We start from the raw sequence: 23,441 nt of genomic DNA, 5'->3' as shown, positions 1-23,441 counted from the left end.
CACCTCACTCCTGGGCCGACGCCGCGGCGCCGAGCAGTCGGGCGAGTTCGTCGCGGCTGGGCAGGTCGTCGGGTTCGACGGTGACGCCGGATCGGACGTAGTGGAACGCCGCCCGCACCGACTCCACCGGCACACCGCTCAGCTCGGCCCAGGCGATGCGGTAGGCGGCCAACTGGATCTGCACCGAATGACGTTGCGCCGCATCGGGCTGCGCACCGGTCTTCCAGTCCACGACCACCGCGCCGCCGCCCGGCTCGGCGAACACCGCATCGATGCGACCCCGGACGACGGTGTCGCCGATGACGGTCTCGAACGGCACCTCGACCTCGACCGGGCTCCGCGCCGCCCAGGACGACCGCAGGAATGCGTCGCGGAGTTCGGCGAGGTCGGTGTCGGAGCCGGCGGTCGCGTCGGCGGCGCCGGGCAACTCGTCCATGTCGAGCAGGCGGGTCGCGCCGTACCGACGCTCCACCCAGGCGTGGAACGCGGTCCCACGACGGGCGAGACGGTTGGGTTTGAAGGGCATCGGTCGCCGCAGCCGACGGGCGAACGCCGCCTCGTCACGGTCCAGCTCGACGAGGTCTGAGACCGAGAGATGCTGCGGCAGCGCGACCTCGAGATCGATCGAGTTCATACCCGCCCGCTCGCTCAGCAACGCGTCGACCTCGCGGCGCCACTCGTCGACCTCCGGATCCATCGGCTCGGTCGCGACCTCGGCGCCGGTTCCCAGGACGTCGGTGTCGAACAGGGCCGGTTGGCCACGACGTCGCAGCGCCGCGAGCACCCGGTCGGCACCGGCACGGACCTGTGATCGACGCTCGCCCAGTGGATCACGCGGCCAGGATGCGGCCACCGCGTGCGCGGCCAACGGGTTCTCCGCCGACTCCTCCGGCGTCGGGTCCCACCGGTCGATCCGCAGACCGGCCATGGGTTCGCCCGCGTCGAGGAGGTCGGCGACGATGTCGTGGATCTCCTGCAGGAAGATCGACGGCCCCTTGGGGTTGGGGCTGCTCGGCGTCCAGTGATGACCCGAGATCAGAAGTCGTCGTTTCGTTCTGGTGAGTGCGACGTAGAGCAGTCGGCGGTCCTCTTCGAGTCGCCGGTCGCGCAGCGCCTGCTTGTGCTCGTCGATGACGGTCTCGAGTTCCTTGCGGTCGGTCACGCCCTCGGTGTCGAACCGGGGGAAACCCACGCCGGTGGCGTCGGCGAGGTCGCCGCGCAGATGCGCGGGCAACTCGCGCGCGCTGCCCAGCCAGGTGCCGTCCGAGCGGCCACCCGGGAAGATGTTGGTGCACAGGTGCGGCAGCACGATGACGTCCCACTCGAGTCCCTTCGCGGCGTGCACGGTGAGGATCTGCACGCGCTCCTCGGCGATCTCGACCGCACCGGGCGCGAGGCCCTTCTCGATCAGCGTCGCCGACTCCAGGAACGCCAGCAGACCGGGCAGCGTCGCCGCCGACCGCTCGGCGTAACCGGACACGTGCTCGGCGAACGCGTCGAGATGCTCACGGCCGGTGATGTTCCCGCGCATCCGTCGAGCACGGATCTGGGTCTCGATGCCGACCCCGAGGGTGGCCTCGACATCGGCGACGAGCTCCGGCAACGGCTGCCCCATCCGACGGCGCAGGCCGTCGAGCATCGCGCCGAACGCGCTCACCCTTCGGAAGCCCTCCGGGCTGTAGTGGGACTTGTCGCCGGGGTCGGCGATGGCGTCGCCCAGACCGGCCTGGTCCACGGCGTCGGTGGGCAGCGCCGCGTCGAGAGCGTCGTCGAGGGCCTGCGCCGAGGTCACCGAGCCGGTCACCGCGGCGAACTCGACGGCCGCGAGTTCACGCGCACGGCGCCACAGTGCCGCGAGGTCGGCGGCGCCGAGCCGCCATCGGGCCCCGGTGAGCAGTCGCATGGCCGCACTACCCGCCATCGGGTCGGCCATCAGTCGCAGCATCGCCACGACGTCCTGGATCTCCGGGACGTGCAGCAGGCCACCGATGCCGACCACCTCGACCGGGATGCCGCGGCTCTCGAGCTCGGCGGCCAGCGGCGCCGAGTCCTCGTTGCGGCGGACGAGGACCGCGGTCGTCGGGGCCGGTTCCCCGGCGCGCTCGGCGGCGGCGTACTCGGCCGACACCCGGTCGGCCACCCAGCTGCGTTCGTCGAGGACGGTGTCGAACAGCGCGACCTCCACGTCGCCGTCCGGAGCGCCGTCGCGGGCTCGCAGGATGGACACCGGGATGCCCGACGCGCGCAGCTGTTCGGAGATCTGGTTGGCCAACACCAGTGCCGTGCCGGGGTTGCGCCAACTCGTCAGCAGCTCCATCCGCCGCGCGGGGGTGCCGTCGGTGGACGGGAAGTCGTGGGCGAAGCGGGGCAGGTTGGCCGCCGAGGCGCCACGCCACCCGTAGATCGACTGGATGGGGTCACCGACCGCGGTCACCGCGATCGAGGTGTTCTTCGCGGTCGGGTCGAGACCGGCACCGAACAGCGTCGACAGCAGGATGCGTTGGGAGAACCCGGTGTCCTGGTACTCGTCGAGCAGCACCGCCCGGATGCTCTGCCGTTCGGCGGCGGCCACCTCGGGGTGATCGCGCACCAGCCTCGCGGCCAACGACATCTGGCTGCCGAAGTCGAGGACGTTCTGCTCACGCATGATCTGCGCGAGCCGAGCGACCAACGGCACCAACCGGTGTCGTTCGGTGATCACGTCCTGCACCGACCGCATCGTCTGCGACGGCTCGGCGCGCTGACGCTTGCCCGGCGGCAGGGTGTCGACGAGCCGGTGCAGGTCGAGTCCGGCCTCGGCGATGTCGGTGAGGTCGACGAGGTGCTCGGCCGCGTCGGAGTAGAGCGTGAGGACCGCCTCGGTCACGCCCGCAGGGGTCTTGGTGGTCTGCAGGTCGTCGGTCCACCCGGTGACGACACCGAAGGCCAACTGCCACAGCTCTGTCTCCGACAGCAGCGTCGACGCGGGTTCGACCGGCAGCAGCAGGCCGTAGTCGGCTATGAGACGTCCGGCGTAGGCGTGATAGGTGCTCACCTCGGGGTCGGCGCTGCGTAGCAGGGTCCGCATCGAGCCGTCCGGATCCCACAGCATCATCGCCGCCGACCCGGCCAGCATCGCCAGTCGGCGTCGGATGCGCGCGGCCAGCTCGGAGGCGGCCTTGCGCGTGAACGTGAGTCCGATGATCTCGTCCGGCGACACCATCCCGTTGGCCACCAGCCAGACGACGCGCGCAGCCATCGTCTCGGTCTTGCCCGCGCCCGCCCCGGCGACGACCAGCACCGGCTCCATCGGGGCCTCGATCACCGCGACCTGTTCGTCGGTGGGTGGTGGCAGCCCGAGCGCGGCCGACAGCGACCGCGCCGAGATGGACCGGGCACCCGCCGGGCGATCGGTCGTGACCTGGTCAGTCATCGGTCACCGCCTTGCCGCGCAGGGTCGCCGGGCACGACGCCGCGAGTCCGCAGTGTCCGCAGCCGGGGTTGATGGTGGCCACGAACCGCGGTCCGATGCTCGCCCGCGCGGCCGAACGAACCACCTCGATCCACTCCTGCACCTGATCGGGCGTCAGCGGCGACTGCGTACGCACGGCGGCCCCGGTCTTCTTCGACGCGGTGTTGACGTAGACCAGTTGCCCACCACCGGGTTCGGCCGACCCGACCTCCGGCACTCCACCGAGGTGCAGTGCGAGCTGGTAGGTGGCCAGCTGCGGGTGCACCTCGGCGTCGGCCGCGGTGGCCGCGGTCTTGGTGGTCTTGACGTCGACGACGACCGGCCGACCGGCGTGGTCGCGTTCGAGCCGGTCGATGCGTCCGCGCAGCCGGATCGGTACACCGGCGACGGGGTCGTCGGCCGGATCGGTGTCGGGGTCCACCGCCGCAGGTGGGAGCACCGCGTCGACGTCGACCTCGACCCCGATCTCGTCGAGATCGGCACGCGAGTGGGTCAGCCAGTCCGCGAAGTGGGTGAGCATGGCCTCGGTGCGGTCGAGTTCGTGCGCGGAGAACCAGTCGGCACCGACATCGACCTGGTCCCACACGCGACGCAGGGCGCCGGTCACGTCGGCCGGGTCGATCTCGCCGGCCACGGCCTGCACGAGGGTGTGCACCAGCGTCCCGGCGACCGCAGGCACCTTGTCACCGTCGCGGCCGCCGTTGCGTTCTAGCATCCATCGCAGCGAACACCGCTGCAGCGCCTCGATGTTCGACGGCGACAACGTCACCGGCCCGCGCTCCGGGGTCCACAGGGACACCTCGCTGCTGGTCTCGGGCAGCCCGTACCAGTCGTGCGGGTGCGCACCCGGGACACCCGCGTCGGCGAGACGGGCCAGCAGTTCGGCGGCGGCGGGATGCGGGTCGGGACCACACACCTGCGCGCGCAGGGTCGCCACCAGCGACGGCAGCGACAGGATCCGTTGCACCGCAGGGGCCACCGGCAACAACTCGTCGGCCGACACCGGCGGCGCATCGGTGGCGTCGGGATCGGCGCCGAGGGCCGCGGCCAGTTCGACGACGAACCGCGACGGCGCGGAATCCCCGCTGCCGTCGTCGACCGCGGACACCAGGAGTTGTCGGCGCGCGCGGGAGCAGGCGACCAGGAACAGCCGTCGTTCCTCGGCGAGGGCGACCGCCGAGCGGGAGACTGTGTCGATGCCCTCGGCGGCCACCCCGTCGAGCAGGTCGACCAGTTGTTGTGTGGCGAGGATGCTCCCGCGGCTGCGCAGGCTCGGCCACAGCCCGTCGAGCACACCGGCGACGGCCACGACCTCCCATTCACGTCCGGCCGAGGCGTGCGCCGAGACAATGGTGACCGCGTCGGAGATCGCGCTGCGCCGCGGCGCCTCCCCCGGGATCTGCAGTTTGCCGACGTGCTCGACGAACGCGCCGAGGGTCGCGGCGGGCAGGTTGTCGGTGAAGCTGGCCGCGACGTCGAACAGCGCGACCACCGCGTCGAGGTCGCGGTCGGACTGATCGGCTCCGGGGCCACCCCGCAACGCAGTCGCCGACCACCGACGCGACAGCCCTGTGGCCTGCCACGCCGACCACAACACGTCCTCCACCCCGCCACCCCGCAGGGCGGCGGTGCGCGCGGCGTCGAGCACGTCGAGCACGCGCTCCAGCGATCCGCGTTCGGTCGCGGTCAGTGCATCCAGATGCGGCTGCGCCGATGCGCGGTCGGACGCCGCCAGGTCGACGACGATGTCGAGCGAATCCCGCTGTGGGGCATCGGCGTCACGCATCTCGGTGTCGACACGACGGACACCGCGGCGCAGCCGGCGCAGCGCGGTGGGATCGGCGCCGCCCACCGGGCCGGTGAGCAGTTCGACGATCTCCTCGGCGTCGAGTGGGTGGTCGACGGCACGCAGGACGGTCATCAGGGCGGCGACGGCGCGTTGTCGGTGCAGCGGCATCTCGGTCGCCGGGGTGACCACCGGGACACCGGCCGAGCGCAGGGCACGTCGTAGCGGTGCGATGGCTCGCGGGACCGACCGCACGACGACGGCCATGTCCGACCACGCGACACCGTCGAACAGGTGCGCGCGCCGCAACGCGTCGGCGACCGCTGTCGCCTCCTTGGCCGCCGACGAATACGACGTGACGGTCACCGCGGACCGACCGCCGGTCTCGGTGTCGGAACGCACGCCCCGTGTCGGCGGGTGGACGCGTGCGCCGGGAAGTCGCGCGGCGATACCGGCACCCACCGCGGCCACCCCATGAGCGCTGCGGTGGTTGAGTTCGAGGACGACGTCATGGTCGCCGCCCGCCGGCACGAGGGTGTCGAGGAAACGTGAACTCGCGCCTCGGAATCCGTAGATCGACTGATCCCCGTCGCCGGCGATCACGGTGACTTCCGTGCCGGTACCGACGAGGCGGACCAGTGCCGCGGCGTGCGGGTCGAGGTGGTGGGCGTCGTCGACGAGGAGGTGCCGGATCCGGGCGCGCTCCCGGTCGAGCAGCACCGCGTCGCCGGAGAGTGCCGTGAGTGCGGAGCCGATGAGTTCGGCGGCGTCGACGGCAGGCGCCGACGCCTGCGGCGCCTCGACCCCGACGGCACCGCGCAGCAGCATGCTCTGTTCGTACTGGCGGTAGGCGATCCCCGCGGCCACCCATTCCTCGCGGCGGTGTTCGCGCCCGAGGGCGATGAGCCCTTCAGGCCCGATGCCGCGCTCGGCGGCGCGCATCATCAGATCGCGCAGCGCCTGGGCGAAGCCGTCGGTGCTCAGCGCCGGTCGCAGCCGCTCGGGCCAGTGCCGTGCCCCGTCGTCGATGTCGCCGGCGAGCAGCTCGCGCAGCACGGCGTCCTGCTCGGACCCGGTGATCAGGCGGGGCGGCGGGTTCCCGTGCGCGGCCGCCTGGAGTCGGAGCACCGCGAACGCATAGGAGTGAACGGTGCGGACCAACGGCTCCCGCGTCGACCGCCTCAGGTCACTGCGATCCGAGGAGGCGTCGAGGACGCGGGCGCTGATCTGCTCCCGTAGCCGGGACGCGGCGCGACGGTTCGCGGCCAGCACGAGCACCGACTCCGGGTCGGTGTCGGGATCGGTGAGGCGCGCGACTGCGATGTCGGTGAGCAGGGCGGTCTTGCCTGTCCCGGGACCGCCGGTGACCCGGAACGGGTGCCAGCCCGACCGTTCGTCTGCCTCGATCGGTGCGGTCCCCGCGATCAGCGCGGCCGCGTCCGGGTTCCACTCGTGGGCGGTCGAGGTGGGTCGTGGGGGTGCCACCAGAGTGGCCCGGACCTCGACACGCCGCGGCGACGATCCCCGTGACGGCTGCGTCATGTGGTCCCTCCCGCGTGCTCGATGTGTGCCTCCCCGGTCGATCCTGCTCGCCCGTGCACACCGATCAGATCACGACGGTGCGACAGCCCCGGGGCGTCGTGGATCCGGCATGATCTCCACCATGACAGCTCTGACGGTGCCGGTGTTCGGACCGGCCGACGGGACCACGGTACTGGCCCTGCACGGCATCACCGGGCACGGCAGGCGGTGGACGACCCTGGCGAACGATCACCTGCCGGAACTGCGGATCGTCGCCCCCGATCTGCTCGGCCACGGCCATTCGTCGTGGGATGCGCCGTGGACGATCGAGGCGCAGGTGGCGGCGATCATCGAGGTCCTCGACACCCACGTCGACGGCCCCGTGGTGGTCGTCGGCCATTCCTTCGGCGGCGCGCTGGCGATCCATCTGTCCCGCGTCGAGCCGTCCCGGGTGGCCGGCCTGGTCCTGCTGGATCCGGCCATCGGACTCGACGGCGCGGTCATGTCGGAGGTGGCCGCGGCCACCCTCGACAGCTGGTATCTGCGCGACGAGCAGGACGCGCGGGAACGCAAACGTGCCGAGGCGTGGTGGGAGGTGCCCGAGGAGCTCCTCGACGCCGAGGTCGCCGAGCATCTGCTCGTGGCCGCCGACGGTCGGATGTCGTGGCGGGTGCATCTCGCCGCGGTCACGACGACCTGGAGTGAACTCGCGCGTCCGTACGTGTTGCCGGCGCCCGACATCGACGTCCGCCTGGTGGTGGCCGACAAGGTCCAACCGCCCTATGCGCCAGCGTCGTTCATCGCCGATCTGACCGCGCAGCAGGGCGAGCGGTTCATCCTGCACCACGAGGACTGCGACCACATGGTGCCGTTGTCGCGGCCCGAACTGACCGCACGGTTCATCCGGGACGCCGTCGCGTCGGTCGCCGCGGGGTGATCGGTGGCGCCGATCACCGATGAACAGGTCGAACGGGTGCGCGCCCTCGTGGCACAGATCCCGTACGGACGGGTGTCGACCTACGGCGACCTCGCCGAGGCCGCGGACCTGTCCAGTCCGCGCATCGTCGGCTGGATCATGCGCACCGATTCGATCGACCTGCCATGGCACCGGGTGATCGGCGTATCGGGCCGTCCTGCACCGCATCTGCGCGCCACCCAGCTGGAGGCCCTGCGCGCCGAAGGGGTCGTCATCACCGATGGACGGGTACAGATGTCGACGGCGCGTCATCGCCCGCCGAGCCCGCCCTGACGCGGTCGGGCCATCGTTCCCGCGGGTTGGGCCGTCGTTCCCGCGGGTTGGGCCGTCGTTGCCAGGTGGCGGCCGACAGTGGCCCAACAGCGAACAACGAGGGCCCAACAGCGAACAACGAGGGCCCAACAGCGAACAACGAGGGCCCAACAGCGGGGCGCGGGGTCAGCGCGAATTCGACACCGACGCCGCGGCGGCGACGAAGCGGCTCACCAGCAGATCGGCGATGGCCGGGTCGGCGCCGAGCGGATCGGTGACCCCGTCCGCGCCGCAGTCGGACAACCGCGTGTGGAACAGACCGGGCGCCAACAGGTATGCGGCGATGACCACCCGCCCGCTGCCGTGGGCACGGGCGGTGGCGACCGCCTCGGGCACCGTCGGCGACGCGGTGGTGACGAACCCGACCTCGACCGGAACCCCGACGAGATCGGCGAGCTGTCCCGCGGCGCGGCCGACGTCGGCACACGCGGAGGCGTCCGACGACCCTGCCGCGGCGAGGACGACCGCGTCACCGGGTTGCCACCCGGCCTGGATCAGACGCCGGTGCAACACATGCGCGAGCGCCGGATCCGGACCGAGGCTCGGGGTGACGGTGACGTCGGGATGTCCACTGCGAGCGACGTGTTCGGGTAGGTCTTTGCGGACGTGGTACCCGGCGGCGAGGAAGGCGGGGACCACCACCGCCGGTCCGTCGAGTTCGGCCAGGACGTCGGACGGATTGGGGCCCAGTACGTCGACGAACGCGACCCGCGTACGGCCGATGCGCTCGGAGACCAGGTCGGCGATCGCCGCGACCACCGACACCCCAGCGGCCGAACGTGTTCCGTGCGCGACCAGCACGGGCGTCATGTGCGGTGGGAAAGCGGCCGGATCAGTCATCGTCACCCTCGTCGTCGTACTCGAGATCGACCGACAGTCGATATCCCCGTTTCACGACGGTCTGCACCATCTTCGGATCACCGAGCGCCGTGCGCAGCCGTGCCATCGCCGTCTCCACGGCGTGGGTGTCGTCACCGCCACCGGGCAGCTCGGCGAGGAGCGCCTGACGCGACACGACACGACCCGGGATCCGCGAGAGCCCTTTGAGCAGCGCGAGTCCGGCGCTGGTCAGCGATCGCACCTCGCCGTCGACGACGACGTTGCGCGACAGGATCGAGACGTCGTGTCCGGCCACCCGCAGCACCTGTGCGCGGCGCGGGAGTTCGTCGGCGATCAGCCGGGCCAATGCCCCGAGACGAAAGCGTGTGGGCTGCAGTGTGGGGACCTCGAGTTCGTGCAGCGGTCCCGCGGTGACCGCGCCCACGCACATGGCGTGCACCGATGTCCGCAGGGCGTGTAGCAGCGAGTCGAGGACACCGGTGTCGCGTGCTCGTCCCAGCATCGACGCCACTGCGGGCGCGCTGGTGAAGGTGATCGCGTCGATGTCGGAATCGATGGCCGCGGTGATCATCTGGTCCATCGGACCGTGATCGTCGGGCGGTGTCCACCGATAGACCGGGATCGGCACGACGATCGCGCCTGCCTCGCGGAGGACCTGACACAGATCCGGCAGCGGTTCCCACTCGGTGGTCGCACCGTGCAGCTGCACGCCGATGCGGACGCCGTCGACACCCTGATCGAGTAGATGGTCGAGCACCTCGCTGGACGACTCGTTCGGCGGCGACCACTCCTCGCGCAGCCCGGCGGCGCGGATGGACCCCTTCGCCTTCGGACCCCGCGCGAGCACGGTCGACTTCCCGAGCGCGTCGACGAGCTTCTCGGCCATGCCCCACCCGTCGGCGGCCTCCATCCAGCCGCGGAAGCCGATACCGGTCGTCGCGACGACCACGTCGGGTGGCGAGGCGATGATGTCGGCGGTCACGCGCTCGAGTTCGGCGTCGTCGGCCAGCGGGATGATCCGGATCGCCGGAGCGTGCATCACCTCGGCGCCGCGGCGGCACAGCAGTGCCTCGAACTCGTCGGCTCGTCGAGCGGCGGTGATCCCGATGGTGAACCCGGCCAGCGGCCGGTCGGTCGGGCAGGGGACGGGCGTGGGGGTCACCGGGGACAGACTTCGACGGTTCCGTCGACGACACGGGTCTCGTAGATGCCCAGCTCGACCGTGTCGTCGTCGAGACACCGACCCGTACGCAACGAGAACACCTGCTTGAGCAGTGGTGACGCCACGGTCGGCTCGCCGGCGCGGTCTCCGACGAGACCCCTGGACATCACGGCGGCCCGCCCGAACGGATCGACGTTCCCGACCGCGTACAGCCGGTCGTCGGACATCCGGAACAACGCCACCTGGATGGCGTCGGGCAGCAGTACCGCGACACCGCGGCCGGGGACGAGATCGTCGAACGCACATGCTGACGTCCACACCCGCGTCGCGGTGTCGGTGTCGTGCTGGTCGATGACGGTCATGGTGAGAACTCCTCCGGCGGTGGTGTGATCGCCGCCCTCCAGTGTGGTCAGCAGATGTGAATGGGGTGTTTCGCCCGTGTCGGTCGGCGGTAAACCGCCAGGTGGGATCACCCCGGCAGGCTCAGGACCTCGCCGGGACGGTCGGCGAACCGAGCAGCACCGGCACCTTGCGCCCCGACGAGTCGTCGAAGCCGATGGTCGGATCGGACTCGTCGGGCGCGTTGACGAACGAGACGAACCGCTTGAGTTTCTCGTCGTCGGCGAGCACCGCCGACCACTCGTCGCGGTAGCCCGCCACGTGCGCGTCCATCGCCTCCTCGAGCTGTGCACAGATACCCAGGCTGTCGTCGCAGACGACGTCGCGGAGGTGCTCGAGCCCGCCGTCGAGGGAGTCCAACCATGGCGCGGTGCGCTGCAGTCGGTCCGCGGTGCGGATGTAGAACATCAGGTAGCGGTCGATGTAGGCGATGAGGGTCTCGTCGTCGAGTCCGGAGGCCAGCTGCTGGGCGTGCACCGGACTCTGACCGCCGTTGCCGGCCACGTAGAGGTTCCAGCCGGACTCGGTCGCGATCACGCCGACGTCCTTGCCCCGGGCCTCGGCGCACTCGCGGGCGCAGCCCGACACCCCGAACTTGATCTTGTGCGGCGACCGCAGTCCCCGGTAGCGCTGCTCGAGTCGCACGGCCATCGCCACCGAATCCTGCACGCCGTAGCGGCACCAACTCGTGCCGACGCAGCTCTTCACCGTCCGCAGGCTCTTGCCGTAGGCCTGTCCGGACTCCATCCCGGCGTCGACGAGACGGCGCCAGATCTGGGGCAGCTGCTCGACGCGGGCACCGAACATGTCGATGCGCTGTCCACCGGTGATCTTGGTGTAGAGCCCGAAGTCCTTGGCCACCTGCCCGATCACGATCAGTTGGTCGGCGGTGACCTCGCCACCGGGCATCCGCGGCACCACCGAGTAGGAGCCGTTCTTCTGCAGGTTCGCCAGAAAATGGTCGTTGGTGTCCTGCAGCGCGGCCTGCTCGCCGTCGAGGATGTGATCGCTGGAGGTCGACGCGAGGATGGACGCGACGGTGGGTTTGCAGATGTCGCAACCGGTCCCGGTGCCGTACCGCTCGATGAGTCCGGAGAACGTGCGGACACCGGTGGCGGAGACGATCTCGAAGAGCTCCGAGCGGGACTGCGTGAAGTGCTCGCACAGCGATTTGCTCAGCGCCACACCCGATTCGGCGAGCAGCTTCTTGATGCTGGGGAGGCAGCCACCGCAGGTGGTGCCTGCGCAGGTCGCCGACTTGACCGCTCCGACGTCGCACGCGCCGTCGGCGATGGACGAGCAGATCGCGCCCTTCGACACCGCGTTGCACGAACAGATCTCGGCCGCGTCGGGCAGTGCGGACAGACCCGACGCCGTTCCCGAGGACGACGGTGCGATCAGATCGCCGGGGTCGCCGGGGATCTCGCTGCCGACCATGGGCTTGAGCAGTGCGTACGCGTCCGCGTCGCCGACCAGGATGCCGCCGAGGAGGGTCCGCGCATCGTCGGAGACGACGACCTTGGCGTAGGTGCCCGCGACCGGGTCGCTGTAGACGATCTCGAGTGCGCCCTCGGTGACGCCCATCGCGTCGCCGAAGCTCGCCACGTCGACCCCGAGGAGCTTGAGTTTGGTCGACATGTCCGCGCCGGCGAACGTGGTCGATCCCCCGAGCAACTGATCGACGACGACATCGGCGGTGCTGTACCCGGGCGCGACCAGGCCGTAGCACCGACCCTCGACCGCGGCGACCTCACCGATCGCGAAGATGTCGGGATCGTCGGTGCGACAAACACTGTCGGTGAGCACGCCGCCACGCTCCCCCACGCCGACACCAGCGGCCCTGGCCAGTTCGTCACGCGGTCGCACGCCCGCGGAGAACACGAGCAGTCCGGCGTCGATGGTCGAGTCGTCGCTCAGGGTGACTGTCAGCCCGCCCGACGGTGACGCCTGCACCGAGGTCGTGGACACACCCGTGTGCACCGTCAGCCCCAGCTCGGTGACGAGGTTCTCGAGCAGCGCGCCGCCACCCGCGTCGACCTGCAGCGGCATCAGTCGCGGCGCGAACTCGACCACGTGCGGCGAGAGGCCCATCAGCTTCAGGGCGTTGGCCGCCTCGAGCCCGAGCAGACCACCACCGACGACCACGCCGGTCGCACCGGGTCCCGCCGCGTCGGCTGCCGCGCGGATGGCGTCGAGGTCGTCGAGGGTGCGGTAGACGAAACACCCGTCGAGGTCCTTGCCGGGGATGGGTGGCACGAACGGGTACGACCCGGTGGCCAACACCAGAGCGTCGTAACGGATCTCGACACCGGCCGAGGTCGTCACCGACTTGCTCGCCCGATCGACCGCGGTCACCGACTCCCCGAGTCGGACTTCCACGAGATCATCGCCGGGGTAGTCGTTGCCCACCAACGCCAGCGCCGTGCGATCCCACGCACTGACGTATGAGGACAGTCCCACGCGGTCGTACGCCGCGTCGGGTTCCTCGCAGACCACGACCACCCGCCACTGGTCGGTCGCATCCCGCTCACGCAGGTTCTGCACGAATCGGTGTCCGACCATCCCGTGACCGACGACCACGACGGTGTTGTTGCTCATCTGTCCCTTTGGTTGACGGGTCGCTCAGGCCAGCGCGGAGTCAGTCGACCCGACCGGGTCGGTTTCCCTCTGTGCTGCGACCGCGTTGTCCGTCTTCTCGCCGCGGGCGTAGAACCACCAGGTGACAACACCGGCGACAACGTAGAAGAGCAGGAACACCCAGAACGCGGCCGTCGCGGACTTGTTCGACAGGTAGCTCTGTCGCAACACCAGGTTGATGCCGACGCCGCCGAGTCCACCGAAGGCACCCGCGATACCGATCAACGCACCCGACATCGACCGCGACCAGATGGCCTTGCCCTTGGCGTTGAGTCCGGCGTTTGCCTTCGCCTTGGCCTCGAACACAGCGGGGATGATCTTGTACACCGAGCCGTTGGCGACGCCGGAGATGAGGAACAGCAGGATGAAGCCGGCGATGAACGCGACCAGTTCGCCGGTGCCGATCTTCTTGCCGTTGGCGTCGGACATCGTGCCGGCGACGACGAGGATCGCCGAGGACGCCACCATCGCGGCGAAGCAGTACATGGTGACTCGGCCGCCGCCGATCTTGTCGGCGAGCTTGCCGCCGTAGGGACGACTGACCGAACCGAGCAGCGGACCGAGCCAGGCGATCTGGGCCGCGGCGAGGGCAGGCTTCGAGGCGCCCGACGCGGTGAAGCTGATGTTGAGCACCTGGGCGAATGCGAAACCGAAACCGATGAACGACCCGAATGTGCCGATGTAGAGCAGCGAGATCAGCCAGGTGTCGCGATGCTTGAGGCAATCGACCATCGCCTTGGCGCTGGACGTCTGGTGGTCGAGGTTGTCCATGTAGAACGCGGCGCCCACTCCGGCCAGCGCCAGCGCGACCAGATAGATGGCGCAGACGATCTCGGGGCGCCCGGTCGACACCGAGATCACCGCGAGACCCACCAGCTGCACCACCGGCACGCCGATGTTGCCGCCACCCGCATTGAGGCCCAGGGCCCAGCCCTTGAGGCGTTGAGGATAGAAGGCATTGATGTTGGTCATCGACGACGCGAAATTGCCGCCACCGAAGCCGGTCAGAGCTGCGACGAACAGGAACCACCCGAACCCGAAGTCACCCGGGTTGAGCATCAGCATCATCGTCAGGCCGGTGGGGATCAACAACACGATGGCGCTGAAGATCGCCCAGTTACGACCACCGAACTTCGCCGTCGCCTGCGTGTACGGAATACGCAGGAGGGCACCGACGAAGGTCGCGGTGGCCGCGATGGTGAACTTCTGCGCGGGCGTGATGCCATATTCGGGGCCCATGAACAGCGCCAGGACGGAGAACAGCGACCACACCGAGAACCCGACGTGTTCGCAGATCACCGACCAGATGAGGTTGCGCTTGGCGATCTTGTCGTTTCCGTTGTCCCAGGCCTCACGGTCCTCGGGATCCCAGTCGGTGATGTAGTGCTTGCGGGTGCTGGCTGGTGTGGTCACGCCGTGGCCTTTCGTCCGAGCTGCTGCGTGACGCGGTGGAGCACCGCGCCGGACCGACGTGGCGTCGGTTGATGGCGCAACCGTAGGAAGCCGGTGTTGCGTCGACTTGTCAGCGCGTGTCCGCGTGGTCACGAGTTGCTCACCCCGGTGCACCGACCCGCGTGAGCCGTCCGACCTCGAGCGCGCTCGCGTCGCGCGTAGCGCGTTTCGGCGAGTGACCTGCGGACCGGAATCACCGATCCGTTATCGTTCCTTGACGTACGGTGAGCTAGCTCACCACCGAAACACACCAGGGTTGGGGTTCATGATCAGAAATCGTGTCGTCGCTGTCGCAGGTGCCGGCGTCATCGCCCTCGCCGGAACGATCCTCGGGGTCGGCCCCGCGGCCGCCGCGCTGCCCGCAGGGTGCACGCAGGCGCCGTTCCAGGCCACCATCCGGTGCACCTTCACCTACACCGGTACCTCGCAGACCTTCGTGGTCCCGCGCGGCCTGAACCGGGTACTGGTCACCGCGACCGGCGCCCGTGGCGGCGGCGCGATCCAGGGCCGCCCCACGGTCGCGTCGAAGATCACCACCTACATCCCCGCTCGCGGCGGCCAGCGTCTGTTCGTCTACGTCGGCGGCGGTGGCCAGACGGCCAAGCAGTTCGGTCAGCTGGCCCTCGGTGGCTACAACGGCGGCGGCGCGGGTCGTCCCGCCGGTGGCGGTGGCGCGAGCGACGTCCGCACGGTCGGCGGCCCGGCGTCGTCGTTCGCGTCCCTCAAGTCGCGGCTGATCGTGGCCGGTGGTGCCGGCGGTACGACCGCTGCGAGCCGCGGCGGCGACGGCGGACGCCCGGGTGAGAGCAACAGCAACAACGGCGCGGCCGGCGGTGGCCCCGGCGGGCTGTCCAATCCCGCGACCCCCGCGGGCCGGTCCGGTGTGGGTGGGTTCGGCTTCGGCGGCAAGGCTGTCGGCGCGGGTGGCGGCGGAGGCGGCGGATTCTTCGGCGGTTCCGCAGGATTCGGCAACGGTGGTGGCGGCGGTGGATCGAGCTTCCCCGGCGTCCCGTCACCGGTGTTCACGCCGTCGGGCTCCCAGGTCACCATCAGCTACCCCGGACCGTGCTTCCCGTTCTGCTTCGGTAGCTGACGCGAGCCGTCAGACGACGACGCCGGCGCGGAACGCCTCGATCGCGATCTGCACCCGGTTGCGTGTGCCGAGCTTCGTGGAGATGGACGAGACGTGTGACTTGACGGTTGTCTGGCCGAGGTAGAGCCGCCCGGCGATCTCCCCGTTGGTGGCACCCGAGGCCAACTCGACCAGCACCTCGCGCTCCCGCGCGGTGAGTGATCGCAGCGCCGGCGCGGGTACGGTTCGACGCTCGCGCCCCACGATCTCCCGGAGCGACTCCAGGCTGAACAGGGTGTTGCCCGCCGCCACGACCCGGACCGCCTGGTGGAACGTCTCCGGCGCCTCGTCCTTGCGCAGGAAGCTGTGGGCGCCCGCCGCGATCGACGCGGTGACCACGTCGTCGAGGTCCATCGACGTCATGGCGATCACCTTGGGTGGCTGCGGAAGCGCCATCAACGCCTCGGTGGCCTCGAGACCGCCGAGCCGCTTCATCTTCAGGTCCATCAGGACGACATCGGGTCGGTACGTGGCCACCGCGTCGAGGACCTGGTCGCCGTCGTCGACCCCGGCGACGACACGGATGTCGGCGGTGGCCCCGAAGATGTCGGTGACACCGCGACGGACCATGGGGTCGTCGTCGACGACGAGGACGGCGATCTCCGCTGCAAAGGTCATGGTGTGCGAATGGTAAACGCCCTGTCCGACATCGGCGGTCAGCTGTGCCAGGGCAACCAGCCGGTCACCACGAACTCCCCCGCCCATTCGCGGGCGTCGAACGTCCCACCGATCTGGCGGATCTCCTCGGCGACACCTCGCAGTCCGGTTCCGGTGCCACCGACGCGCACCATGGTGGGCACCATCGGGTTGCGCACCTCCACCCGGACCCCGGTCGCCGGGTCCCCGCGGACCACCACCGACACCGGCGCGCCGTGGGCGTGGCGCTGGGCGTTGGTCAACGACTCCCGCACGACGCGGTAGGTGACGTGGCTGCACAGGTGGCCCACCTGGCCAGGCGCCACGTCGACGACCAGGGCGGCGCGCACGCCCGCGTTCCGCGCCGATCCGACGAGATCGGCCACCCCGTCGAGGTTCTGGCTGCCGGTGGGACGGCCGGGATCACCCTCGCCCCGCAGGACTCCGATGATCCGTTTGAGCTCGTCGAGCCCGTCGTGGGCCGTCCTCTGGATCAGTGACGCCGTGTTGGCCACCCGCTCCGGCCCGTCGGCGCTGCTCACCTGTAAACCGCCTGCGATCAACGAGATACGGCTGAGCGTCGCGGCAAGGGTGTCATGCATGTCCCGGGCGATCCGCGCACGTTCGGCGGCGAGGATCATCTCCTCGCGGATGACGACGGACTCCTTCGTGGTGCGGTCGAGTGTCGACGACACCGATTCGAGGTCCGACCGCGCCCGACGCAGCAGTGCCAGCGCGAGGACCGCCCCCACCAACACGGCGGCGACCACGAACGGAACCCAGACCGGGACATTCCATTCCGGGACGGACTCTCCGTCGGAGATCTGCACACCCATCGTGAGGACCGAGTAATCGCGGCGCCGGAACGAGTCGTAGACGAGGGACACCGCGCACGCGGCGTACACCGCCACGGATGCGGCGACGAGTCTGCGGTCTCGAACGTGGGACGCGACCGCGAACAACGCGATCAATGCCGCAGTCGCGTCGGTGGCGAAGAACAGCGGACCGGCGAGGGCCATCGCCAGCACAACCCACGGCGCGCGGTGGCGCCAGACGAGTCCGACGCCGGCCACGAGATTCAGCACGCAACCGAATGCGACATTCCAGACCGGGGTGTGCGCGGTGCCCGCAAGAGTCGCCGCCATCATCGTGCAGAACAGGCTCAGCGCCACCACGCCGGTGGTCGCGGCGCGGCGGCGCAGGGTCGCGTGGGGGCCGGTGACCGGCCTCGCACCCATTGCATTCACCGCCGTCATGGTGGGGACAGTACGGGCACCGACGGACATCGCGGGATCGGTCGATCGGGCGCTGTGTCCCGACCGAAAGGAGGAGACACCACGACCTCTCGGCCGAGGCGCGCGTCGTGGTCGGCGGGGTCTGCTGGTCGGGTCGTTCACGCACCGCGAGAGGAATCCGATGAACCAGAACCCCCAGCCCCCGAATCCTTACGGCCAGAGCCCCTACGGTGCACCGCCGCCGCCCGCCCCGAAGAAGAGCTGGTTCTCCCGGCACAAGTTCCTGACCGGTCTCGGCGGTCTCGTCGCCGTCATCGTGGTGATCTCGGTCGCCACCAGTGGCGGGAACTCCGGCGCCGGCGACCCCGCCCCCGATGCCGCCGGCGCCTCGGCGGCGGCCGGGAACGGTTCGGCCGCGGACCCGTCGGCGAAGGCACCGGCCAGTGCGCTCCCGGGCATCGGCCGGCCGGTGCGTGACGGCAAGTTCGAGTTCACCGTCCGCGCGGTGCGTGACGGCGGCACCACCGTCGGACCGGAGTTTCTGCAGGAGCGCGCCCAGGGCACCTACACACTCGTGGACCTGACCGTCCGGAACACCGGCGACGAGGCGCAGAGCCTCGATGTCTCTGCGCAGAAGTTGGTGACGCCGTCGGGCTCACAGCTCTCCGCCGACACCGGGGCGACCATCTCGTTCAACGACGGCGCCATCTTCTACGAGCAGATCAACCCGGGCAACAGCCTCGACGTGACGATCGTCTACGACGTCCCCGCGGGCACCACGCCGGCGTCGATCGACCTGCACGACTCGGTGTTCTCCGGCGGGACGACGGTGTCGCTGCGATGAGACAGCGTCGCACCCACCCCGTGCTGGGTCGACTTTCCTCCGTGTTGGGCCGACGTTCCCACGCGTTGGGCCGACGTTCCTCAGCGTTGGGCCGACGTGCACATCTGATGGGCTGCAACGGTTCTCACGATCGCGCTGCGGCCCACAGGGGCGCAACAATGGCCCAACACGGGGAAACGAGGGCCCAACGCGGGAGTTCGGGTGCGGGGTGAGGCGGCGAGCAGGAACGGGCGTACGAGGGGTCGTGCGCTAGAGCATCAGCCGGACGACGTCGACCACGTGGGACAGACCGGTCAGCGCACCGGAGGACGACCGCGGGTGCAGCGCGTGCACGGCGAGCCGGAACATGACCGCGCGCAACATCATCTGCGGCCACTCGGGCTGATCGGCCCACCGCTCCACGAGTTCTTCGTCGGCCCCGCCCCACGCCAACGCGTCGACGACGACGACCGCCGCGGCCCACGACGCGGGCCGCCAGTACGGCACCAGGTCGGTGATGCCGGGTGCGGCCGCACCGGCGAACAGCACCGTGCCGAAGAGGTCGCCGTGCACGAGCTGCGACGGCGAGGACACCGGCTTGCGCAGGGTGGCAAGGGTTTTGAGCATCTCGATGCTCTTGACCCCGTCCGGGGAGGTCGGATCACCGAAGCCGGCGGCTCGGGCCGACCGCATCGGGGTGTCCTCCCAGGCCGCACGGTCGGCGGCGTTGAACACGTCGACGTCGGTGTACGGCGGCGCCGGGGGTTGCAGGAGGAACCGGGGACGTTCGAGGTCGGCGGTGACCTGGTGCAGCCGGTTGGCCAGGGAGACGACCTCGTCGTGGCGCGGCTCGGGCGAACCGGCGACGTAGGTGTCGGCACGCCATCCCGACACGACGTAGCGTCCGTCGGTCCCGCGTAGCGGCCGGGCCACCCGGACACCGTCGACGTAGAGGTCTTCGCGGATCTTGGCCGACCAGGCCGCACGTGCGTGATCGGGGACGAGGGACAGCACCACCTCGCCGATGCGCCATCCGCCTTCCCACTCGCGGGTCAACGCGATCGGCGTCGACCCGGTGAGACCGAACGTCGCGATGACGTGGTCGGGCGGATCCGGGGCATTCACGTTCCTGAGATTACCGACCCGACACCCTCGGGGCGGGGAGGGTGGGCGGTGCGGTCGTGTTCATTTCGATGGAGACGGGTGTTCCGGTCGATGAATTCGTGCCCGGCGCGGCGGAGTCGGCCGCAGACCCACCCACGACAGGGCGGCGGCGGCGATCAGCAGCGCCGCGAAGACGGGGATCGCCCGGGTGAAGGTGTCGTCGAACGCCGCACCGAGGCCGGCGTTCGCCGACGTGCCCGTGATCAGCGGGATGGCCGCGACCGAGAGCAGGCCCGCAGCTCTCGCCACCGCGTTGTTGACGCCGCTGGCCACCCCGGAGTGCTCGTCGCTGGCGGCGGCGAGCACGGTCGCGGTCAACGGCGCCACCAGCAGCACCATGCCGGTACCGAGCACCAGTGCGCCCGGCAGCACGTCGGTCGGGTAGTACGCGTGCGGGCCGATCCGCAGCATGAGCAGCAGACCGGCTGCGCAGAACAGGGCGCCGACGGTCAGCGGGGCACGGGGCCCGATCCGGGCGGCGAACGCGCCCGACCGCGCGGAGAACAACAGCATCAGGATCGTCGCCGGGGTGAGGGCCGCACCGGCCCAGAACGCCGAGTACCCCGACACCACCTGCAGCTGTAGGGCCGCGATGAAGAAGTACCCACCGAACGCGGCGTACACCGCGAACGTCATCACGTTGATGACGGTGAACGGACGCGAGGCGAAGATGTCGGTGGGGATCATCGGGTTGTCGATGCGCCGCTCGACGGTCACGAACGCCACCCCGAACACCACCGCCGCCAGTGCCACCACACCGATCTCGAGCGCAGAACCTCCGGCCGCGGCCCGGATGAGCGCGAACGTGGCGCACGCCAGCGCGATCGCTCCGACGGCCGAGCCCCCGAAGTCGAAGGGTCCGTGCGCGTCCGGATCGCGGGTCTCGGGCACGTGGCGGATCGCGACGAACACGCAGACCACCGCGACGGGGACGTTGACGAGAAAGGCCCAGCGCCACCCGGGGCCGTCGGCGAGCCAGCCACCGAGGAACGGACCGACCGCGGCCGCGACACCGCCGAGTCCCGACCACACGCCGATGGCGCGGGCACGATCGGAATGGCGCAGCGACGACTGGATCATCGACAGCGACCCGGGAGTCAGCAGCGCTCCACCGATCCCCTGCAACGCACGAGCACCCACCAGGACAACGACATTCGGAGCCAACCCGCACAGCAGCGACGCTGCGGCGAACCACACCACCCCGATCACGAACACGCGACGTCGGCCGAGTCGGTCGCCCAGCGATCCACCGAGCAGGATCAGCGCGGACAGCGTCAGCATGTACGAGGTGACCGTCCACTGCAGCGGCGCGAGACCGACGTCGAACTCCTCCCCGATCTTCGGCAACGCGACGTTGACGACGGTTCCGTCGAGCATCACCATGCCCGAACCGAGTACCGCGCAGGCGACCACCCAGCGACCGCGCGCCGACGCCAGCACGACCGCGTCGGTGACGGGCGGTGTCTCGGATCCGGGCGTGCTCACGTGGTCACCGTAGTGCCCGGGTGCGCACGAGCGGGGTCAGTAGACCGGGAGCGACGGGTCGATCTGCGCGGCCCACGCCAGGACGCCGCCCTGCAGGTGCTGCGCGTCGGCGAATCCGGCCCGTCGCACCACGGCGAGCGCCTCGGCCGAGCGGATACCGGTCTTGCAGTAGAGGACGACCGGACGGTCCTGGGGAAGCTCGGACAGCGCGGCGCCGGACTCGAACTCCCCCTTGGGGATCAGCGTCGCGCCGTCTATGTGGACGATGTCCCACTCCACCGGTTCGCGGACGTCGATGAGCGCGATGCTCTCCCCCGCGTCGATCCTCGCCTTGAGCTCGGCGGCGGTGACCGTGGAGCTCGACGCGGCGTCGGACCCCTCCGCCGAGACCACGCCGCAGAACGCCTCGTAATCGATGAGCCCGGTGATCGGTGCGGCCTCGGGGTCCTTCCGGACGCGGATGGTCCGGTACTCCATCTCGAGGGCGTCGTAGATCATCAACCGACCGAGCAGGGTCTCGCCGATCCCGGTGATGAGCTTGATCGCCTCGGTGCCCATGATCGACCCGATCGAGGCGCACAGGATGCCGAGCACACCCCCCTCGGCGCACGACGGCACCATCCCCGGCGGCGGCGCCTGCGGGTACAGGTCGCGGTAGTTCAGCCCACGCCCGTCCGGCGCGTCCTCCCAGAACACCGACGCCTGTCCTTCGAAGCGGTAGATCGAGCCCCACACGTAGGGCTTGTGGGCCAGCACCGCGGCGTCGTTGACGAGGTAGCGGGTGGCGAAGTTGTCGGTGCCGTCGAGGATGAGGTCGTAGCGGCCGAACAACTCGATCGCGTTGTCGGGTTCGAGACGGAACTCGTGCAGCTCGACGTCGACGAACGGGTTGATCCCGCGGATCGAGTCGCGGGCGCTCGCCGCCTTCGACCGGCCGATGTCGGACTGCCCGTGGATGACCTGGCGTTGCAGGTTCGACTCCTCGACCTCGTCGAACTCGACGATGCCGATCGTCCCGACGCCCGCGGCGGCCAGGTAGAGCAGGGTCGGCGATCCCAGTCCCCCCGCACCGATGACCAGCACGCGGGCGTTCTTCAACCGCTTCTGACCGTCCATGCCGACGTCCGGGATGATCAGGTGCCTGCTGTAGCGGGCGACCTCCTCGCGGCTGAGGTCAGCGGCGGGCTCGACCAGCGGTGGAAGTGTCGACATCGGGTCAGCGGGTGGGGAACGGCCAGGGGTTGGCGCGGCAGACGAGGTCGCGGTTGGCGCGCATGTCCGGGTCCAACGCCATGATCTCGCTGTTGGCGACGCCGAAGCTCTGCTGCATCATCACCGGCGCCAGCCCGCCGTCGGACTCACAGGGCTCGTGCTGCTCGTAACCGATGGCGTGTCCGACCTCGTGGTTGATCTGATACTGCCGATAGAGCAGGTCGTCACCCTGGTAGGCGACCGCGCCGCGCACCCAGCGGGCCTCGTTCAACGTCACGCGGGCCTCGGGCGGGTAGTAGCAGGACGACTCGAGCTTGATCTGGTAACCGCACAGTTCGCGCGTGGTGCCGGTCGAGGTCAGCGAGACCCGGAAGTCGGGGTTGCCGCCGGCGATCCGACGGAACGCGACCTTGCCGCCGCCGATCCAGCTCTTCGGGTTCGCGAGGGTGGCGTCGACGAGTTTGGCGAAGATGGTGTCGCTGCCGTAATCCTGTGGCACCAGACCGTTCTCGGCCTCGACGGTGTAGGTGTACACCCGCGACGCGTTGCCGACGACACCGGTGGTGCCCGGGATGACCCGCCACGACTTGCGGCCCACCTCGGTGAACGAACCGCCGGCGGGCAGCTGACCGGCGGGCAGGACCGTCGCCGACGCACCACCTGTGGGCGCGCCGATCGCGGTGGTCGCCGCGTTGACGTTGGTGTTACGGACCCCCGTGCCCGGCGCCGTCTGCGCGGTGCTCGAGGCGCCCGAGTCGCGCACGGTCGCGACGATCAGCAGGACGGTCAGCACGACCAGGACCGGGATCGCGTAGGCACGCCACCCGTAGGTGTGCAGGAAACGGCCGAGCGCCGACTGCGTCCTGCGTTCCGGTCGGGGCATGGGCGCGCGGCCGACGTCCGCGGCGGTCGGGTCCCAGTGCGCGCGCAGCGGTTGATCGTCGCCGGGTCGTGATCGTGGTGCGGCGCCCGGGGACGCGTCCCGATCGGTCGCACGGATCGGGCCCGACTGTGAGGCGCGGGGGGTGCGCGCGGCCTGCCCGGGGGCGCGACGCGACGAGGACCGGGCCGACCGCGTGCCCTCGCGGATCCGCTCACGTGCCGGGGGCACGGCGGCGCCCCGGTCCGTGGACCGTTCTCCGGCCGGGCCGGGAACGCGGGGTCCGCCGCCTGCGGTACTCACCGAACAACCCTCTCACAGGGCAACGGCGTTCCGAG

The 23,441-nt window shown here is 70.3% G+C and carries 17 protein-coding genes; 4 read left to right on the top strand and 13 right to left on the bottom strand.

Translation table 11 applies throughout. The features are described 5' to 3' along the window. Nucleotides 1-4: 4 nt before the first annotated feature. On the bottom strand, nucleotides 5-3,412 hold the full coding sequence (locus tag IEV93_RS10855; protein ID WP_188489533.1) for an ATP-dependent helicase: 3,408 nt from the start codon (nucleotides 3,410-3,412) through the stop codon (nucleotides 5-7). After that, nucleotides 3,405-6,779, bottom strand: a complete 3,375-nt coding sequence (locus IEV93_RS10850) for an ATP-dependent helicase (RefSeq protein WP_188489531.1) — start codon at nucleotides 6,777-6,779, stop codon at nucleotides 3,405-3,407. The genes IEV93_RS10855 and IEV93_RS10850 overlap by 8 nt, the downstream gene beginning before the upstream one ends. A gap of 121 nt (nucleotides 6,780-6,900) precedes the next feature. Between IEV93_RS10850 and IEV93_RS10845 the strand changes: the two genes are divergently transcribed. Both IEV93_RS10845 and IEV93_RS10840 read left to right on the top strand, forming a co-directional pair. Further along, complete coding sequence (locus IEV93_RS10845; RefSeq protein WP_188489529.1) at nucleotides 6,901-7,695, top strand: alpha/beta fold hydrolase; 795 nt, start codon at nucleotides 6,901-6,903, stop codon at nucleotides 7,693-7,695. Nucleotides 7,696-7,698: 3 nt separating this feature from the next. After that, nucleotides 7,699-8,007, top strand: a complete 309-nt coding sequence (locus tag IEV93_RS10840; protein ID WP_188489527.1) for an MGMT family protein — start codon at nucleotides 7,699-7,701, stop codon at nucleotides 8,005-8,007. 165 nt (nucleotides 8,008-8,172) lie between these two features. Here IEV93_RS10840 and IEV93_RS10835 read toward each other — a convergent pair whose 3' ends face one another. From IEV93_RS10835 to IEV93_RS10815, 5 genes are all read right to left on the bottom strand, one after another. Then, nucleotides 8,173-8,886, bottom strand: coding sequence for a sirohydrochlorin chelatase (locus IEV93_RS10835; protein ID WP_188489525.1), 714 nt, complete (start codon nucleotides 8,884-8,886; stop codon nucleotides 8,173-8,175). Continuing rightward, nucleotides 8,879-10,048, bottom strand: coding sequence for a uroporphyrinogen-III synthase (locus IEV93_RS10830; protein WP_229705032.1), 1,170 nt, complete (start codon nucleotides 10,046-10,048; stop codon nucleotides 8,879-8,881). Before IEV93_RS10830 ends, IEV93_RS10835 begins: the two co-directional genes overlap by 8 nt. Continuing rightward, nucleotides 10,045-10,410 carry a nitrite reductase small subunit NirD gene (nirD, locus tag IEV93_RS10825; RefSeq protein ID WP_188489523.1) on the bottom strand — a complete coding sequence of 122 codons (366 nt, stop codon included), beginning with the start codon at nucleotides 10,408-10,410 and terminating at the stop codon, nucleotides 10,045-10,047. The genes IEV93_RS10830 and nirD overlap by 4 nt, the downstream gene beginning before the upstream one ends. Nucleotides 10,411-10,531: 121 nt before the next feature. Then, nucleotides 10,532-13,045, bottom strand: coding sequence for a nitrite reductase large subunit NirB (gene nirB / locus IEV93_RS10820; protein WP_188489521.1), 2,514 nt, complete (start codon nucleotides 13,043-13,045; stop codon nucleotides 10,532-10,534). Between the two features lie 24 nt (nucleotides 13,046-13,069). Further along, nucleotides 13,070-14,497 carry a nitrate/nitrite transporter gene (locus IEV93_RS10815; protein ID WP_188489519.1) on the bottom strand — a complete coding sequence of 476 codons (1,428 nt, stop codon included), beginning with the start codon at nucleotides 14,495-14,497 and terminating at the stop codon, nucleotides 13,070-13,072. Nucleotides 14,498-14,801: 304 nt separating this feature from the next. Here IEV93_RS10815 and IEV93_RS10810 point away from each other — a divergent pair, with 304 nt between their 5' ends. Then, nucleotides 14,802-15,629, top strand: a complete 828-nt coding sequence (locus tag IEV93_RS10810) for a glycine-rich protein (RefSeq protein ID WP_188489517.1) — start codon at nucleotides 14,802-14,804, stop codon at nucleotides 15,627-15,629. A gap of 9 nt (nucleotides 15,630-15,638) precedes the next feature. Here IEV93_RS10810 and IEV93_RS10805 read toward each other — a convergent pair whose 3' ends face one another. Both IEV93_RS10805 and IEV93_RS10800 read right to left on the bottom strand, forming a co-directional pair. Beyond that, the gene (locus tag IEV93_RS10805) at nucleotides 15,639-16,286 is read right to left on the bottom strand and encodes a response regulator transcription factor (RefSeq protein WP_188489515.1); all 648 of its coding nucleotides are present in this window, start codon (nucleotides 16,284-16,286) and stop codon (nucleotides 15,639-15,641) included. Nucleotides 16,287-16,324: 38 nt separating this feature from the next. Beyond that, nucleotides 16,325-17,560, bottom strand: a complete 1,236-nt coding sequence (locus tag IEV93_RS10800) for a sensor histidine kinase (RefSeq protein WP_229705031.1) — start codon at nucleotides 17,558-17,560, stop codon at nucleotides 16,325-16,327. 160 nt (nucleotides 17,561-17,720) lie between these two features. Here IEV93_RS10800 and IEV93_RS10795 point away from each other — a divergent pair, with 160 nt between their 5' ends. Then, nucleotides 17,721-18,383: a DUF4352 domain-containing protein gene (locus IEV93_RS10795; RefSeq protein ID WP_188489511.1), complete on the top strand. Its 663-nt coding sequence runs from the start codon at nucleotides 17,721-17,723 to the stop codon at nucleotides 18,381-18,383. A 249-nt stretch (nucleotides 18,384-18,632) separates the two neighbouring features. On the opposite strand, the gene IEV93_RS10790 is transcribed toward IEV93_RS10795, so the two are convergent. The 4 genes from IEV93_RS10790 to IEV93_RS10775 are packed head-to-tail and all read right to left on the bottom strand — an operon-like array spanning nucleotide 18,633 to nucleotide 23,223. Next, nucleotides 18,633-19,487, bottom strand: coding sequence for a TIGR02569 family protein (locus IEV93_RS10790; RefSeq protein WP_188489509.1), 855 nt, complete (start codon nucleotides 19,485-19,487; stop codon nucleotides 18,633-18,635). A 60-nt stretch (nucleotides 19,488-19,547) separates the two neighbouring features. After that, nucleotides 19,548-21,011, bottom strand: a complete 1,464-nt coding sequence (locus IEV93_RS10785; RefSeq protein ID WP_229705030.1) for an MFS transporter — start codon at nucleotides 21,009-21,011, stop codon at nucleotides 19,548-19,550. Nucleotides 21,012-21,047: 36 nt separating this feature from the next. Then, nucleotides 21,048-22,223, bottom strand: a complete 1,176-nt coding sequence (moeZ, locus tag IEV93_RS10780) for an adenylyltransferase/sulfurtransferase MoeZ (protein ID WP_188489507.1) — start codon at nucleotides 22,221-22,223, stop codon at nucleotides 21,048-21,050. Nucleotides 22,224-22,227: 4 nt separating this feature from the next. Beyond that, entirely contained in the window at nucleotides 22,228-23,223 is a 996-nt protein-coding gene (locus tag IEV93_RS10775) for a DUF3152 domain-containing protein (protein WP_229705154.1), read from the bottom strand. Between the last annotated feature and the right edge of the window lie 218 nt (nucleotides 23,224-23,441).

Origin of the sequence: Williamsia phyllosphaerae, from assembly GCF_014635305.1 — a bacterium.
GTDB classification, from domain to species: domain Bacteria; phylum Actinomycetota; class Actinomycetes; order Mycobacteriales; family Mycobacteriaceae; genus Williamsia_A; species Williamsia_A phyllosphaerae.
This window is presented reverse-complemented; position numbering and strand designations above follow the sequence as displayed.